At 66.4% G+C, this 15,709-nt stretch carries 15 protein-coding genes; 10 read left to right on the top strand and 5 right to left on the bottom strand.

Annotated elements, in window-relative coordinates:
• Positions 1-75: 75 nt before the first annotated feature.
• On the bottom strand, positions 76-1,314 hold the full coding sequence (locus LFT49_RS14510) for an MFS transporter (protein ID WP_237428587.1): 1,239 nt from the start codon (positions 1,312-1,314) through the stop codon (positions 76-78).
• 98 nt (positions 1,315-1,412) lie between these two features.
• Between LFT49_RS14510 and LFT49_RS14505 the strand changes: the two genes are divergently transcribed.
• Both LFT49_RS14505 and LFT49_RS14500 read left to right on the top strand, forming a co-directional pair.
• Positions 1,413-2,387, top strand: a complete 975-nt coding sequence (locus LFT49_RS14505) for a LysR family transcriptional regulator (RefSeq protein WP_237428586.1) — start codon at positions 1,413-1,415, stop codon at positions 2,385-2,387.
• A gap of 93 nt (positions 2,388-2,480) precedes the next feature.
• Positions 2,481-3,461 (top strand): N-acetylglucosamine kinase, encoded by a 981-nt coding sequence (locus LFT49_RS14500; RefSeq protein ID WP_373462120.1) that lies wholly within the window; start codon positions 2,481-2,483, stop codon positions 3,459-3,461.
• A 17-nt stretch (positions 3,462-3,478) separates the two neighbouring features.
• Here LFT49_RS14500 and LFT49_RS14495 read toward each other — a convergent pair whose 3' ends face one another.
• Positions 3,479-4,501, bottom strand: coding sequence for a pirin family protein (locus tag LFT49_RS14495; protein WP_237428585.1), 1,023 nt, complete (start codon positions 4,499-4,501; stop codon positions 3,479-3,481).
• A gap of 235 nt (positions 4,502-4,736) precedes the next feature.
• Between LFT49_RS14495 and LFT49_RS14490 the strand changes: the two genes are divergently transcribed.
• From LFT49_RS14490 to LFT49_RS14465, 6 genes are all read left to right on the top strand, one after another.
• A complete protein-coding gene (locus LFT49_RS14490) occupies positions 4,737-5,837 on the top strand; it encodes an ABC transporter ATP-binding protein (RefSeq protein WP_272912520.1) in 1,101 nt (366 codons plus the stop codon).
• On the top strand, positions 5,837-6,559 hold the full coding sequence (locus LFT49_RS14485; RefSeq protein ID WP_237428583.1) for an ABC transporter permease: 723 nt from the start codon (positions 5,837-5,839) through the stop codon (positions 6,557-6,559). The genes LFT49_RS14490 and LFT49_RS14485 overlap by 1 nt, the downstream gene beginning before the upstream one ends.
• Positions 6,556-7,302 (top strand): ABC transporter permease, encoded by a 747-nt coding sequence (locus LFT49_RS14480; protein ID WP_237428582.1) that lies wholly within the window; start codon positions 6,556-6,558, stop codon positions 7,300-7,302. Before LFT49_RS14485 ends, LFT49_RS14480 begins: the two co-directional genes overlap by 4 nt.
• Positions 7,299-8,261 (top strand): ABC transporter substrate-binding protein, encoded by a 963-nt coding sequence (locus tag LFT49_RS14475; RefSeq protein ID WP_236799015.1) that lies wholly within the window; start codon positions 7,299-7,301, stop codon positions 8,259-8,261. The genes LFT49_RS14480 and LFT49_RS14475 overlap by 4 nt, the downstream gene beginning before the upstream one ends.
• 138 nt (positions 8,262-8,399) lie before the next feature.
• Complete coding sequence (locus LFT49_RS14470; RefSeq protein ID WP_236799014.1) at positions 8,400-9,620, top strand: pyridoxal phosphate-dependent aminotransferase; 1,221 nt, start codon at positions 8,400-8,402, stop codon at positions 9,618-9,620.
• A gap of 48 nt (positions 9,621-9,668) precedes the next feature.
• Positions 9,669-10,523, top strand: coding sequence for a polyphosphate kinase 2 family protein (locus LFT49_RS14465; protein ID WP_236799013.1), 855 nt, complete (start codon positions 9,669-9,671; stop codon positions 10,521-10,523).
• A 101-nt stretch (positions 10,524-10,624) separates the two neighbouring features.
• Here the strand turns inward: LFT49_RS14465 and LFT49_RS14460 are convergent, their stop codons facing one another.
• Together LFT49_RS14460 and xseA are read right to left on the bottom strand one after the other, a co-directional pair.
• Positions 10,625-10,843, bottom strand: coding sequence for an exodeoxyribonuclease VII small subunit (locus LFT49_RS14460; RefSeq protein WP_237428581.1), 219 nt, complete (start codon positions 10,841-10,843; stop codon positions 10,625-10,627).
• Entirely contained in the window at positions 10,840-12,210 is a 1,371-nt protein-coding gene (gene xseA / locus LFT49_RS14455) for an exodeoxyribonuclease VII large subunit (protein WP_237428580.1), read from the bottom strand. The genes LFT49_RS14460 and xseA overlap by 4 nt, the downstream gene beginning before the upstream one ends.
• 160 nt (positions 12,211-12,370) lie before the next feature.
• Here xseA and LFT49_RS14450 point away from each other — a divergent pair, with 160 nt between their 5' ends.
• Positions 12,371-13,222: a hypothetical protein gene (locus LFT49_RS14450; protein WP_237428579.1), complete on the top strand. Its 852-nt coding sequence runs from the start codon at positions 12,371-12,373 to the stop codon at positions 13,220-13,222.
• A gap of 9 nt (positions 13,223-13,231) precedes the next feature.
• A complete protein-coding gene (locus tag LFT49_RS14445; protein ID WP_237428578.1) occupies positions 13,232-14,311 on the top strand; it encodes a 4-hydroxy-3-methylbut-2-enyl diphosphate reductase in 1,080 nt (359 codons plus the stop codon).
• A gap of 89 nt (positions 14,312-14,400) precedes the next feature.
• Here the strand turns inward: LFT49_RS14445 and LFT49_RS14440 are convergent, their stop codons facing one another.
• Positions 14,401-15,627, bottom strand: a complete 1,227-nt coding sequence (locus LFT49_RS14440; protein ID WP_236799008.1) for a DNA recombination protein RmuC — start codon at positions 15,625-15,627, stop codon at positions 14,401-14,403.
• Between the last annotated feature and the right edge of the window lie 82 nt (positions 15,628-15,709).

Here is a 15,709-nt window from a genome sequence, read left to right as displayed (position 1 = left end):
GGCGTGCCCTGCCGAATATCCAAGCCCCTTTTAGAGCTGGGGAAGCCGCTTAATTCACGGACGGCGCGGCGGACCTTAGGAAGGGGCTGTTTCGGCCCGGGGATGGACGACGGCGACAGTTGCGGCAGTGACGCAGGCCAGCGCCATGACGGCTCCCGCCAGGGCGCCCCAGCCCCACGCCTGGAAGACCAGGCCGCCCGCCCATCCAAGGAGGCTGGAGCCCAGGTAGTAGGCCAGGTTGTACAGCGAGGCCGCCTGGGCCCGGCCGGTACTGGCGATGGCGCCGGTCCACCCGGACCCGATGCTGTGGGCGGCGAAGAAGCCCCCGGTGAACACCACCAGCCCGGACAGGATCAGCACCAGGGACGGGGTGAGGGTCAGGGCGAGGCCGGCCACTGCAAGCGCAAGTCCCGCGAGCAGGACGTTCCGACGGCCATACCTTGTGGTCAGGCCCGCAGCCCAGCGGGAGGAAACAGTGCCGGACAGGTAGGCCAGGAAGATCAGGCTGATCACGGTGGCCGGGAGCCCGAACGGCGCAGCGGACAGCCGGAAACCCAGATAGTTGTAGACGGCCACGAAGCCGCCCATCATCAGGAAGGCCTGGGCGTAAATGGCCAGCAGCCGGACATTCCGAAGATGGGCGGCGAGCGTCTGAATGGCGTTCCGGAGGCCGGCGGCCTGGGCCGGAACGAATCCCCGGGCCCGGGGCACCAGGACAAGGAATACGACGGCGGCAACGGTCGCCAGCAGGGACACGGCCAAGGCCGCCGAGCGCCAGCCCCAGAGTTCACCAACCGGCCCCGCCACGAGCCGGCCGGACAGGCCGCCAAGGGTGGTGCCGGCAACATAGCTTCCTGCAGCCAATGCGGCATGGGCTTTGCTGACCTCTTCGTTGAGGTAGGCAATGGCGATGGCGGGAATGCCGCCCAGGGCCATCCCTTCCAGTAGCCGCAGCACAAGCAGCATGGTGAAGTTCGCGGACAACGGCACCAGCAGGCCCAGGACGGTGGCCGCCGTGATGCCCCACATCATGGCCTTCACCCGGCCAATGCGGTCTGCCAGGAAGGACCAGGGGATCACCGTGGCGGCCAGCCCCATGGTGGACAGGGAGATGGTGAGGGCGGCCTCGGCAGCAGTGATGTCCAAGTCGGCCGCCATGAGCGGCAGGACCGCCTGGGTGGCGTAAAGCTGCGCGAAAGTGGCCACACCGGCGCACGCCAGTCCGGCGAGGACGCGGCCGTAGTCACGCGATCCCTTGAGATGCCCACTCCAGACGGGTGAGGGGCCGGTGCCGGCTGGTGCCTTCTGTCGCATCCAGCCAGCGTAGTCCTCCCGAAATGGATGCTTCTAATGCATCTTTCCTGTCAAACTGATATCAATAGTGGGTCATTCGAGGCACAGGTAAGGCAGCAATGGAACCGGACCGGAAACAGTTGGCGCAGCTGCTGCCGCTCCTGCCGGTACTGGCCGAGCTGGGCCGCACCGAGCACGTGACGGAGACAGCCGAGTTGCTTGGAGTACCCCAGTCAACGGTGAGCAGGGCACTGGCCCGGGCCAGCGCCGCCGTCGGCACCGAACTCCTGGTCCGGGACGGGCGCGGGGTCCGCCTGACTCCCGCTGCCCGCACGCTTCTGCCTTACATCGAGCACGCGCTGGCGGAGTTCCAGGCCGGGCTGGACCTGGTCCGGAACGAGTCCCAGGTGGTCAGGGGCACTGTGTCTGTGTCCTTCCAGCACACATTCGGCGAAGCCACCCTGCCCCTGCTGATCAGCGCCTTCCGTACCCGACACCCCGGAACCGCCTTCCGGCTTAGCCAGGGCGCCCGGAACAGCTGTTTGGAGGAGCTTGCTTCCGGCGAAGCCGACCTTGCCCTCACCGCGCCCGTGGCCCCACCCGGGAAGAACCTTGATTCGGCGCCGCTGTACCGTGAGCCGCTCCGGCTGGTGGTGCATCATGGCCACCCGCTGGCGCGGAAGCGGATGGCGGCCGTGGCCGATATCCGGACCGAGCCGTTCGTTGCCCTGGGGCCCGGGTACGGGCTGCGGTCCCTCACCGATGCACTGTTCCGCGAGGCCGGGTACCGCCCGCGGATCGCCTTTGAAAGCCAGGATTCCCACACGGTCCGCGGACTGGTCGCGGCAGGCCTCGGCGTCAGCATCCTCCCGCCGGGCGGTGAGGCGCCGGGCCGCACACTGCGCCCCGAAACGGGCGACCTGGGGTGGGTGGAAGTGCCACTGGATTCCCCGCTCGCCTTCAGGGAGGTCGGCGTGAGCTGGCGGCGCCGGAAGCCCGAAAGCGAACCTGTTCCAGCCAGGCTCTTCCGCGAACTGGTGGTCTCCCAAGGTCCGGGCCTGTTGGCTGGGCTGGTCACCAGGGCGGGCCGCTGAGCAAGTAAGACGGCCGACGGCGGAGCGCGCCGGCCAGGGCCAGGCGCGGCCGGGTGCCGCACGGCACGCCCTCCCCGCAAGTACCCTTGTGACGTGACGAACACCCAGAACCCTTTCGCCCATCCCGTCGAGCCGGCTGCGGAAGCGCCAAGCGACCCGCAGCAGGGCAACCCGCTTCCTGTAAACCCGCTTCACGGCATCACGATCGGGCTGGACATCGGGGGCACCAAAACCCACGGGGTCCGCTTTGAGGACGGCCGGCCGGTCGCGGACGACTCGGCAGGCAGCTCCAACGTCCAGAACGTCACCCGTGAACAGGCGGCCCGCAACCTCGCGGAGCTGTTCGCCCGGATCGGCGGAGGACGTGCGGACCGGGTGTATGCGGGCTCGGGCGGAATCGATACCGACGAGGACGCTGCAGCCCTGGCTGCCCTGATCCAGCCGCTGGCCCCGCAAGCACGCGTCACCGTTGTCCACGACTCGCGTTTGCTGCTGGCGGCAGGCCGTGCCGGCACCGGGGTGGCCGTCATCGCAGGGACGGGCTCAGCGGCCTGGGGACGCAATGCCGACGGCGGCGAGGCCCGGGCCGGCGGCTGGGGTTACCTGCTGGGGGATGAAGGCAGCGGCTATTGGCTGGGCCGCGAAGCGGTGCGGCACAGCCTCCGCAGGATGAACCAGGGCCTGCCCATCGACCAGCTCACCGCAGCCCTTCTGCGGTCCTGCGGGCTGGACCACCCCAACAAGCTGATTGCGCTGTTCCACTCCCCGGACACCGGGCGCCGCTTCTGGGCTCAGCAGGCCCGGCACGTGGTGGAGGCGGCAGCTGCCGGGCACCAGGACAGTGCAGCCCTGCTGGCCCAGGCCGGGCGGGACCTTGCTGCCCTGGCGGAACAGGTGCTGGGCCAGCTGAAACTCGACGGGCCGGTGATCCTGGGGGGCGGGCTGGGGATGAATGTCGTGCCCCTGCAGGAGTCATTCCGCCGGAACCTTGCCGCAGCCGGAATCATGGATGTGCGGGTCCTGGACCAGGAACCGGTGTTTGGTGTCCTGCAGCTCCTGGCAGAGCCCGCCTGACCCTTTAGGCAGGACTCCTAGCTGACGGACCGTTTGCGGGGTGTCAGCCGAACGCCGGGAAGCGGGGGAGCCGGGATGCGTCCTGCCTCCGCCCCGGCGTCCGGACCGTGCCCGGGCACCAGGCCGTAGCGGGCGGCGGCCGTTTCGGTGTCCGGCAGCCCCGCCTGCGCTTCCCAGTCATCCCGGGCCTGTTCCACTTCGTCGTGGGTGCGGCCCACAAAGTTCCACCACATCAGCAGTTCCTCACCGAACGGCTCACCGCCGATCAACAGGAAGCGCGTGCCAGGACGCGCCTGCATCCGCAGCTCGCTGCGGCCGGTGCCCAGGTAGCCCAGCGGCCCCGCCGGCAGTTCCTGCCCGTCCACCGCCAGGCCGCCGTCGAGCACCAGGATGCCGTGCTCGAACGCGGGCTCCAGCGGGAGCACCGCCTCCCCTTCGCAGGAAACGTCAGCGCCGACGATTGGCGAGTACATCGTTGCCGGGGACGCCACTCCGGCAAGCTTTCCCACCATCACGGTGGCGGTAAAACCCTGGCCGGCGGCGCGCGGCAGCTCGCGGTGCTGTTCGAACGCCGGTTCCCTGTGCCGGTCCCCGTCGGGAAGAGCAACCCACAGCTGCAGTCCCCGCTGCAACGGCAACTCCTGGCCGCCGTCGGAAGGATGCACCGCGAACTCCGAGTGCGACACGCCCTGCCCCGCAGTCATGATGTTCAGCTCCCCCGGACGCACCACCACGTCGCTGCCCACACTGTCCCGGTGCCGGATGTGCCCCGCCAGCGGCCAGGTCACCGTCTGGAGCCCAATGTGGGGGTGCGGGAGGACAGACATGGCGGTCCGGTCCGGGCCAAAGCTGTCCAGGAAGCACCAGGCACCGATCGTCGGCAGCCCGCGCTGGGGCAGCGTGCGTTTGACGTTCATGGCGCGGACTCCGCCCAGCGGCACTTCGCGCTCCGGCCACAGCTGCAGGCACGGGCCCGGGGTGCCTTCGGCAGCGGCAGGCGGGCACAGCTCTTCCTGGGGTGAAATTTCCAAGTTGGTCACGCCTTTACTCTAGGCGCGCTGATGCCACCTCAACAGGAGTGGTGCGCGTCCCATTCCGGACACCCATCCGTGCAGGACAGGGTACCGAATGGTCACAGTAGGGATTCCTTTGCGGGGATTGGGGCTTTAGCTGCTGAAGGCCGCCCCCGTTTGGGTTACCGTAACTATCAGCGTGCTGATGGCAGTGTCGCGGTGCTGAAAGCAGCCCGTCCAAGAGAACAGGTAAGTCCGCACCATGGACCAGGCGATGATTGAGTTCCAGAGCGTTACCAAGCAGTACCCGGGCGGCCAGCCCGCCGTGGACGGGTTGTCCATGTCCATCGCCAGGGGCACAGTCACAGTCTTCGTGGGCCCTTCCGGCTGCGGCAAAACGACGTCCCTCCGGATGATCAACCGTATGGTGGAGCCCACGTCGGGGACCATCACCGTGGATGGCCGGGACGTCACCTCCGTGCCGGCGGCCGAACTGCGCCGGTCCATGGGCTACGTCATGCAGTCGGCAGGGCTGCTGCCGCACCGCTCGGTGCTGGACAACATCGCTACCGTTCCCAGGCTGAATGGGGTTTCGAAAGCTGACGCCCGCAGGCGCGCCGAGGAGCTCCTGGACGTGGTGGGCCTGGCGCACTCCCTGGGCACGCGGTATCCGTCGCAGCTGTCCGGCGGCCAGCAGCAGCGCGTAGGCGTAGCGCGCGCCCTCGCTGCAGATCCGCCCATCCTCCTCATGGACGAGCCGTTCAGCGCAGTGGACCCGGTTGTCCGGGACGAACTCCAGCACGAGCTGCTGCGTCTGCAAAAGGACCTGGCCAAGACCATCGTGTTCGTTACCCACGACATCGACGAAGCCACCATCCTGGGCGACAAGGTTGCCGTCTTTGCCACCGGCGGCAAGCTGGCCCAGTACGCCACCCCTGAGGAAATCCTCCGGGCGCCGGCCAACAACTTCGTGGCGTCCTTCGTCGGCCGGGACCGCGGCTTCCGGCACCTGGGTTTCAGCCCGTCCGACGGCGTGGTGATCCACCCGGTGCCCACGATTATCCGCGCCGCAGGGGGATACGAGTCCGATTCCAGCGCAGCCGGCGGATGGCAGCTGGTGGTGGACGCGGACATGCAGCCTCTGGGATGGTCCGCGCCGGGCACTGAAACCGAGCTCGTTCCCGGCGGTTCGCTGTTCCGTCCCGGGGAAAGCTTCCGGCGGGCCCTGGACGCAGCCCTGTCCTCGCCGTCGGGCCTGGGCGTTGCCGTCGACGCCGACGGCAAGGTACTCGGTGTGGTCCGCGGCGGTGAGGTGCTGGCGCTCATCGAAGAAGCGCGCCAGGTGCGGCAGGCTGCCCTCTGATGGAATGGTTCCTTGCCAACACCGGCATGATCCTGGAACGCGGCGGCCAGCACCTGGTGCTGGCCATCGTTCCCATGGTCCTGGGCCTGCTGATTTCCATTCCGCTGGCGCAGCTGGCACGGCGGAACAGCGCACTGCGCTCCGTGGTGCTCACGGCCTCCTCGCTCCTGTACACCATTCCGTCGCTGGCTCTGTTCATCATCCTGCCGACCATCCTGGGCACCCGGATCCTGGATCCCCTCAACGTGGTGGTGGCACTGACCATCTATGCGGTGGCCTTGCTGGTCCGCGCCGCCCTGGACGCCTTCGACTCCGTTGACGCGGACATCAGCCAGGCCGCGCAGGCCATGGGCTTCAAGCCGCTGGCCCGGTTCCTTCAGGTCGACCTGCCGCTCTCCCTGCCGGTCCTGTTCGCCGGACTTCGCGTAGTGTCCGTCAGCAACATCTCGCTGGTCAGTGTTGCGGCACTCCTGGGTGTCGGCAACCTGGGGATGCTCTTTACCGACGGCCTCCAGCGGGATTTTGTCACCGAGGTGGTGGTGGGCATCATCGCCATCCTGGTCCTTGCGCTGCTGATGGATGCTGTCCTGGTCCTGCTGGAACGCATCCTCACCCCGTGGGAGCGGGCCGGCAGCCGGCGGGACCGCGGCGTTGGGCGTGCCCCTGCGGACGTGCCGGCGGCTGCGGAGCGGTCTGCGTCAACGGCGGGAGGAGCATCGTGAGCAACGTCTTTGCCGATACGTTCGCCTGGCTCACCGACCCGGAGCACTGGTCCGGAAGCATGGGCATTCCTGCCCGCATGGTCGAGCACCTCCAGTACACCGGCCTGGTCATGCTCATCGCCACCGCCATCGCCGTTCCCGTCGGGCTTTTCGTCGGCCACACCGGAAAGGGCCGGGTGGCCGTCGTGGCGCTGGCCGGGGCCCTCCGTGCACTTCCCACCCTTGGCCTGCTGATCCTGTTCGTGCTGCTGGCCGGAATCGGACTGATGCCCCCGGTGTGGGCCCTGGTGATCCTCACCGTCCCGCCGCTTCTGGCCGGAACCTATGCCGGAATATCCAGTGTGGACCGGAACGTGGTGGACGCCGCCCGTGCCATGGGCATGACGGAACTGCAGGTCCTGTTCCGGGCCGAGCTGCCTAATGCGCTCCCCGTCATGTTCGGCGGATTCCGGACCGGCGTGCTGCAGGTGATCGCCACTGTCTCCGTGGTTGCCTATATCAACCTCGGCGGCCTGGGCCGCTATCTCTTCGACGGCCTGGTCCTCAGCGACTTCCCCCAGATGCTGGGAGGCTCCCTCCTCATCGCGGTGCTGGCCATCGCCGTCGACCTCGTCCTGTCCCTGTTCCAGAGGCTGTTCCTGACCCAGGGGCCCTCGAAGCTGTCCTATCGCAGCCAGGAGGCTGCGGTTGATCTCACAGACCCCGTTGTTGCGGAGACTGTTGTACAAGGAGGTAAGTCATGAAAGATAGCCGTCCCCAGCGCCTCGGAAGGCGGGCATTCGGTGGCCTCGCCGCCGGGGTTGGCCTGGCCGTGGTGCTGTCCGCCTGCGGCGGTTCATCCGATCCCCTGAAAAACCCGCCGGCATCGAGCAGCGGGGCCTCCGGCCAAGCCACCTCCCTGGTGGTGGGTTCGGCCGACTTCCCCGAGAGCCAGATCATCGCCGAACTCTACGCAGGCGCGCTGAACGCCAACGGGATCACCGCCACCACCAAGCCGAACATCGGCTCCCGCGAGGTCTACTTCAAGGCAGTCCAGGACGGCTCCGTGGACGTGGTGCCGGACTACAGTGGCAACCTGCTGCTGTACGTGGACAAGGAAGCCAAGGAAGTCTCCGCCGGCGACATCGCCAAGGCACTGCCCGGCAAGCTGCCGGAGGGGCTCGGCGTGCTGGACGCATCCAAGGCTGAAGACAAGGACGCCATGGTGGTCACCAAGGCCACCGCGGAAAAGTACCAGCTGAAGTCCATCGAGGATCTGGCCAAGGTCTGCAGCGAGATCGTGGTGGGGGCACCCGCCACGTTCGCCGAGCGCGCCTACGGCCTGCCGGGTCTGAAGAAGAACTACAACTGCGTCCCCAAGAAGCTGGAGCCCTTCAGCGACGGCGGCGGCCCGGTGACGCTGAAGGCGCTGCTGGAGGACCAGGTGCAGGTGGCTGACATCTACACCACCACGCCCTCCATTGCCGACAACGACCTGGTGGTGCTGGATGATCCCAAGAACAACTTCATCGCCCAGCAGGTCCTGCCGCTGTACAACAAGGCGAAGATGACAGACAAGGCAAAGCAGGCACTGAACTCGGTGTCCAGCACGCTCACCACCGATGACCTGATCAACCTCAACCGTGCGGTCAGCGGCAGCCAGAAGCAGGACGCCAAGACGGCGGCCACCAACTGGCTCAAGGAGAAGGGCATCGTCAAGTAGGCATCACGCCCCTCCGGCGAGGGGAGCTTCGGTAATGACGACGGCGGCTGCCGGACCTTTGAAAGGTCCGGCAGCCGCCGTCGCCCATGTGGTGGATGTCTCAACGGGGATGCATCCTTCCTATGGCATATTTGAGGAATGGCAGAATTCAGGCAGTCCACGAAGCTTCACAACGTTCTCTATGACATCCGTGGACCGATTCTGCAGGCCGCCCAGCAGATGGAGGCGGAGGGCCACCGGATCCTCAAACTGAACATCGGCAACCCGGCCCCGTTCGGCTTCGAGGCGCCGGACGCCATCCTGGTGGACATGATCCGCCACCTGCCGCACGCCCAGGGCTACAGCGACTCGCGCGGCATCTTTTCCGCCCGCACTGCGGTGTCGCAGTACTACCAGACCCGCGGCATCCAGAACATCCACGTCGATGACATCTACCTGGGCAACGGTGTCAGCGAGCTCATCACCATGTCCCTGATGGCGCTGCTGGACTCAGGCGACGAAGTCCTCATCCCGACGCCGGACTACCCGCTATGGACGGCTTCCGTGGCGCTCGCCGGCGGTAAGCCCGTCCACTACCTTTGCGACGAGGAATCCGGATGGCAGCCAGACCTTGAGGACATGGAAGCCAAGATCACGCCCCGCACCAAGGGAATCGTGGTCATCAACCCGAACAACCCGACGGGCGCCGTCTACCCGGAAGAGACGCTGAAGCGCATTGTTGCCCTGGCTGAAAAGCACGGCCTGGTGGTCTTCGCCGACGAGATCTACGAAAAAATCCTGTATGAGGACGCCGTCCACGTTAACCTCGCCAAGCTCACCGACGACCACGTCCTGTGCCTGACGTTCAGCGGGCTGTCCAAGGCCTACAGGGTATGCGGCTACCGGGCAGGCTGGATGGCCATATCCGGCCCCAAGAAGGAGGCCGCCGACTACCTCGAAGGCATCAACCTCCTGGCCAACATGCGGCTGTGCGCCAACGTCCCGGCCCAGCACGCCATCCAGACCGCACTGGGCGGCTATCAAAGCATCAACGACCTCATCCTCCCCGGCGGCCGGCTGCTGGAGCAGCGGAACAAGGCCTATGACATGCTCAACGCCATTCCCGGCGTCAGCACCCAGCAGGCCAGGGGCGCGCTCTACCTCTTCCCGCGCCTGGACCCCGACGTCTACCACATTCGCGATGATGAGAAATTCGTCCTCGACCTGCTGAGGGAACAAAAGATCCTCGTCTCCCATGGGCGCGCCTTCAACTGGGTCCGCCCCGACCATTTCCGGATGGTGACGTTGCCGAATGTGAAGGACATCGAGGAGGCCATTGGCCGTATGGGGGACTTCCTAAGCAGGTACCAGGGGAACTAGCCTGTGGTCACGGGCGCTGCCCGTGCAACCCTTGGCGAAAGGATTCCCATGGCCCGCGTCGTTGGCTTCGACCAGCATCCTGCCCAAACCCTTCGCGCGGGGGAGGGTTTCTCCCTTGCCGCCGTGGATCCCAACTCAACGCCCGGCTACAGCGGGACCAAGGATGACGGCAAGCTGCTCCTCGCGGAGATGGACGACGAACTTTCCGAACTGCAGGAAAAGCTCTTTGCGGAATCCCGCTTCGGTGGAACCAAGCGGGTCCTGCTGATCCTGCAGGCCATGGACACCGCGGGCAAGGGCGGGATCGTCAGCCACGTCATGGCATCGATGAACCCGCAGGGCGTCCACTTCAAGGCATTCAAAGCCCCCACCGACGAGGAAAAGTCCTACGACTTCCTATGGCGCATCGAGAAGGAAGTGCCGGCCGCCGGGATGGTGGGTGTGTTTGACCGTTCCCATTACGAGGACGTCCTCATCCACAGGGTCCACGGCTGGGCCAGTCCGGATGAAATCAAGCGGCGGTACGTTGCCATCAATGAATTCGAGGCGAGGCTGACGGATTCCGGTACCAAGGTGGTCAAGGTGATGCTGCACATCAGTGGGGACGAACAGAGGGAACGCCTGCTGGCACGGCTGGACAACCCTGCCAAGCACTGGAAGTACAGCCACGGCGACCTGGACGAGCGCGCTTTTTGGGACGATTACATGAGTGCCTACCAGGCTGCGATCGACGAAACGAGCACGCCGGTCGCGCCCTGGCACGTCGTCCCGGCCAACAAGAAATGGTATGCCCGGATCGCGGTCCAGCAACTGCTGCTCGGTGCCCTCTCCGGGATGAACCTCAAATGGCCAAAGGCTGAATTCGACGTCGCCACAGAGCGGGAACTGGTGGCCCGTTCCTGAGGATCGCTTCGTGAATCGACTGCGTAATCGTTCCGCTGGCCTGCTGCTGCCGGTCCGTTGACTGGGCTGCGCTGACCGGCTGGCGACAGTGGCCGGGCTGCCTATAGCGGCTGGTCGCGGGCTGCCGCCAGGCGCTTCCGGGCGCCTTCCAGCCACTCCTCGCAGCGCGCCGCCAGCGCCTCGCCGCGCTCCCACAGCGCCAGGGATTCCTCGAGGCTGGCGCCTCCCGCCTCCAGCTTGCCCACTACAGCGATGAGCTGCTCCCGCGCTTCCTCATAGCTCAGTGCTGCGACATCCGGCCCTGGATTTTGTTCAGTCATGCTTTTTCTTCCAATTCCTGGTGGTGGTCTGGTTTCTGGTGGTGGTCTTGGTTTCCTGCCTGGAATCCGCCGGTGGACTGAACGGGTCCGGTGGACGTCGCGCCGAAACGTCCCTCCGCCACGCGGATGGACAAGGCTGCACCCGCAGGCGCCTCGGCAGGGCGGCGGACCACTGCGTGCCCGGCTTCGGCGATCCGTGCGGCCTGGTCTCCTGCCAGTTCGACGACGGCGTACCCCCTGTCCAGCGTCTTCTGCGGGGACAACGCGCGTACCTGGGCTTTGAGGTGCTCAAGCTGGTCTGCTGCCCGCACCACGGTGGAACTTACTGAAGCGGAGGAACGGCGCAGGAGCCGTTCAATTTCCTCGGCCCGGAGCGAGACCATGCCCTCGGGCGCCGCCATGACCGGCCGGGAATGCAGTGCCGCCAATCGGTCCGATTCCCGGTCCACCAGCCGCTCCATGCAGCGGCGCAACTGTTCACGCGCCTGGCGCACTCCGGCAAGCTCTTCTGAGACTTCCGGCACGATCCGCTTGGCGGCATCGGTGGGGGTTGAGGCGCGCAGGTCCGCGACGTAGTCCAGCAGCGGGCGGTCTGCCTCGTGGCCGATGGCGCTCACCACGGGAGTGGCGGCCGCAGCCACCGCCCGGATCAGGTCCTCGCTGTTGAAAGGCAAGAGGTCTTCCAGCGCACCGCCGCCACGGGCGATGACGATGACGTCCACCTCCGGCCGGGCATCCAGTTCCCGCAGGGCACGGACCACCTGGGCCACAGCTGTGTTTCCTTGGACGGCCACCTCGCGGATCTCAAATTCCACCGCCGGCCACCGCAGGGCTGCATTGCGCAGGATGTCCTTCTTTGCATCGGAGTCGCGGCCAGTGATGAGGCCGATCCGGTGCGGCAGAAGGGGCAGGGGCTTCTTCCGGGAATCTGCGAACAAGCCTTCCGCCGCCAGGGCCTGGCGCAACCGCTCGATCCTGGCCAGCAGGTCACCCAGTCCCACGGGCCTGATGTCCCGCACCAGCATGTTGAGCCTGCCCGTTTTCAGCCAGAATTCCGGCTTCAGCAGTGCCACCACCCGCGACCCGCGCTCCAGTGGAAGGTTCTGGCGTTCCAGCACCTTGGTCCATACGGAGGCAGGCAGTGAGACCTCGGCGTCCACGTCGCGAAGGGTGAGGTAGGCGTTACTTCCGCGCCGGTTCAGCTCGATGACCTGGCCTTCCACCCATGCGGACGGAGTGCGGTCAATGTGGGCCTTCAGCTTCTGCGACAGCAGCTGCAAGGGCCACGGGTTATCCGGGCTGGTTTCAGCTGCGGTAGCCGGCAGCGTCGTGGGGGCGGTACCCGGAAGGGATGCCTGCTCAGGCATGCGGATGCCATTGGGAAGCTGGTGCTGCGGGCATGCGGTCCTTCATCTCTTGGGGGCGTTCAATCAACCTTATCCATATGGTCTAGCACCGGGGGCTGACAGGGACAGTCCTCCGTCCTGCCTAGGATGGGTAAAGGCCCCCAACCCCGAAGGACCTGTTGTGCGCACCTTTGTCTCTGCCATTGCCACCGTGCTGGGCATCCTCCTGGCCGCCGTCGCCGTTCCCGCTATATGGGTGGATCGGAACATCGTCCAGGAAGATGGGTTCGTCCGCCTCGCGGCTCCGCTGGGCAAGGACTCGGACTTCCAGCGAAAGCTTGCTGCGGCGGCGGTGGGAACAATTGACACCGGAGCAGTTCCGGGCTTTCTTTCGGGGCTGGTCGAACCGATGCTTGAGAAGGCGGCGGAGTCGTTGACCGGGCTTCCCGGTTACCCGGCGGCTTGGGAGGAAACGCTGCGCCGAAGCCACCGCCTGAGTTTTGCGGAGCCTTCGGCGGATCCCCAGGATGGCGCCTCGCCGTCGTCGCTGACTCTGGACGTGGCCCCTTTGGTAGCCCTCGGCTCGGAGGAAATCTCCCGGACCACTCGGCTTCCACTCAACCCACCGGAGCAAACCCTGATCAACGTAGGCCAGCCTGCGCAAAGGGAGTGGACGGAACGGCTGGCCACCTATGCGCCGATGGGCTACATCCTGGCCATGGGTTCGGCCGTAGCCTTTCTGCTGGCGCTGGTGGCTGCACGGCGCCGCTGGACCGTTTTGTTGGCAGCCGGCCTTGGGGGATTGGCGCTCGCCGCTCTGTGGGGAGCTGGCTCTCAGCTGGGCTCGGCCCGTGCCCAGTCGACGGACACCGGCAACGCCGTGGCCAACATGTTCCGTGACGAGTTCCTGGCCGCCGCGGGCGCGGACTTCCAAGGATGGATCACCACCACCGCAATCACGGGTGGCGTCCTGGTGGCCGCGGGCATTGTGACCTTGTTCGCATCCCGGAAACGGGCGCGGACCAGCCGGTAACATGGAGGGATGACCACCACGGCCGTACCCCTTTCGATGCCAACCATTCCACGCAGGCGCCGTTCGCCTGAGGAAGTAGCAGCCGCAGCTCCCGTCAACGGCACCAAGAAGGTGCTGCTGGCTGCCCCGCGCGGCTACTGCGCCGGCGTTGACCGGGCCGTCATCGCGGTCGAGAAGGCGCTGGAGCACTACGGCGCGCCCGTGTATGTCCGCAAGCAGATTGTCCACAACGTCCACGTGGTCAGCTCCCTGGAGGAAAAGGGTGCCATCTTTGTGGACGAGACCGACGAAGTCCCGGAAGGCGCGCTGGTTATCTTCTCCGCCCATGGCGTCTCCCCGGCAGTGGTCCAGTCCGCGGAAGACCGCGGCCTGCGCACCATCGATGCCACCTGCCCGCTGGTCACCAAGGTGCACAGGGAAGCCGTCCGCTTCGCCAAGGACGATTTCGACATCCTCCTGATCGGCCACGACGGCCACGAGGAAGTGGAAGGCACCGCCGGTGAAGCGCCGGAGCACATCCAGATCATCAACGGCCCCCACGAAGTCGACAAGGTGACCGTCCGCGACCCCGAAAAGGTCATCTGGCTTTCCCAGACCACGCTGAGTGTTGACGAGACCATGGAAACCGTCCGGCTGCTCAAGGAACGGTTCCCCACCCTGCAGGATCCGCCCAGCGATGACATTTGCTACGCCACCACCAACCGACAGGTGGCCATCAAGAAGATCGCGCCCAAGGCTGACCTGGTGATCGTGGTGGGCTCAGCCAACTCGTCCAACTCCGTCCGGCTGGTGGAGGTGGCGCTCGAATACGGCGCCAAGGCCTCGTACCGGGTGGACTTCGCCAACGAGGTGGACGAAGCGTGGTTTGAAGGCGTCGCCAGCGTGGGTGTCACGTCGGGGGCCTCCGTTCCCGAGGTGCTGGTCCAGGACGTGCTGAGGCTCCTGGCCGACTACGGTTACGGCAAGGTGGAGGAAGTGGTCACGGCTGAAGAAGACCTGCTGTTCTCGCTGCCCAAGGAACTCCGCGCAACCCTGAAACAGTCCGGTGACGTCAGCCGTGCCCTGGGCGGCCGCAGGGCCCGCAACTGAACGCAACCACGGCACATAGCCGGCGTACGTAGAACGGACGGGGCCGGGCAGTCAGCGACTGCCCGGCCCCTCCTGCCTTCACCGGCACTTCAGGCGGCTTCGTCATCACCTTGAAGTTCGGGCGCCACCAGCGCGCGCGGGGTTACCTCCACCAACGGAGGCGCGGCGAGGCCCGACTCTTCCAGGCTGTTGAGCTTCCGCGCGGTGGGCAAAATCCGCGCTTCCAGGGTGCCGACCATCGCGTTGTACCGGTCCACGGAGGTCTTCAGTGAGGAACCCAGCTTGCTGACGTTCTCACCCAGCGTGCCCATCCGGTCGTACAGCTGCCGCGCGAGCTCGAACAGTTCGCGTGCACTGTCCGTCAGGACGTCCTGGCGCCAGGTGAAAGCCACGGACTTCAGCACGGCCAGCAGGGTGCTTGGGGATGCGAGGACAACATTGCGGGACAGCGCATGGTCCAGGAGCCCGGCGTCAGCTGTCAGGGCGGCGGCCAGGATGGACTCGGCCGGGATGAAGCAAACCACCAGTTCCGGCGAATTCCCCGGGATGTCCCAGTACTTCTTGGTGCCCAGCGCATCGACATGGGCCCTCAAGGCCTTGGCGTGCGCGGCGAGCAGGGCCTGTTGGTTCCTGCCATCGCTCGCCGAGGGTCCGGCCAGCCGGCCCGTGCCTGGATCCACGGCGCCCAGTTCCTGTGCCTCGAGGTAGGACGAGAGCGGGACCTTGGCATCGACCACCAGCTGCTTTTCACCGGGCAGCTGCACCACCAGGTCCGGGCGGACAGCTGAGTCGTGGCCGGCGCTGTGGACCTGTTCCACGAAGTCCACGTGGCGGAGCATGCCTGCGGCCTCTACCACGCGCCTAAGCTGCACCTCGCCCCACTGGCCCCTGGCGCTGTTGGAGCGCAATGCCGACTCCAGGGCATGCGTGGACCGGATGAGCTGTTCATCCGACAGCCTGGCCTCCTGCAGCTGCTGGGCCAGCTGGCCGTATTGCTCAACCCGGTCCCGCTCCAGCAGTGCCACCTGCTGCTGGACGGCAGAGAGCTTCTCGGCCACCGGGGCCAGGGCGCGCAGCACGCTGCCGTCCTGCGTCCTTGCCTCGCCCAGCTCACGGTTCTGTGCAGCCAGAAGCCGCCGCTCGGCGTCGGCCGCTGCAAGCTGGGCCGTTACTTCTGAAAGGCGGGACGATACCTGGTCAAAGTCTGCCTCCAGCCCATGCGAGTTCCGGCGCAGGGAAAAGTAGGTGGCAGCGGCGCCGGCAAGGGCGCCCAGCAGCAGCATGAGAAGGGCCAGAATCAAGGCAAAAGCATCCATGGCTTCACTGTTGCACGGGGCTCTGACATTCACCGGCAGTGACATTCCCCGGTACTGTCCCCGGCGGCCCGGCGGGTAGAAT

Origin of the sequence: Arthrobacter sp. FW306-06-A, from assembly GCF_021870055.1 — a bacterium.
In the GTDB taxonomy this organism is placed as follows: Bacteria; Actinomycetota; Actinomycetes; order Actinomycetales; family Micrococcaceae; genus Arthrobacter.
This window is presented reverse-complemented; position numbering and strand designations above follow the sequence as displayed.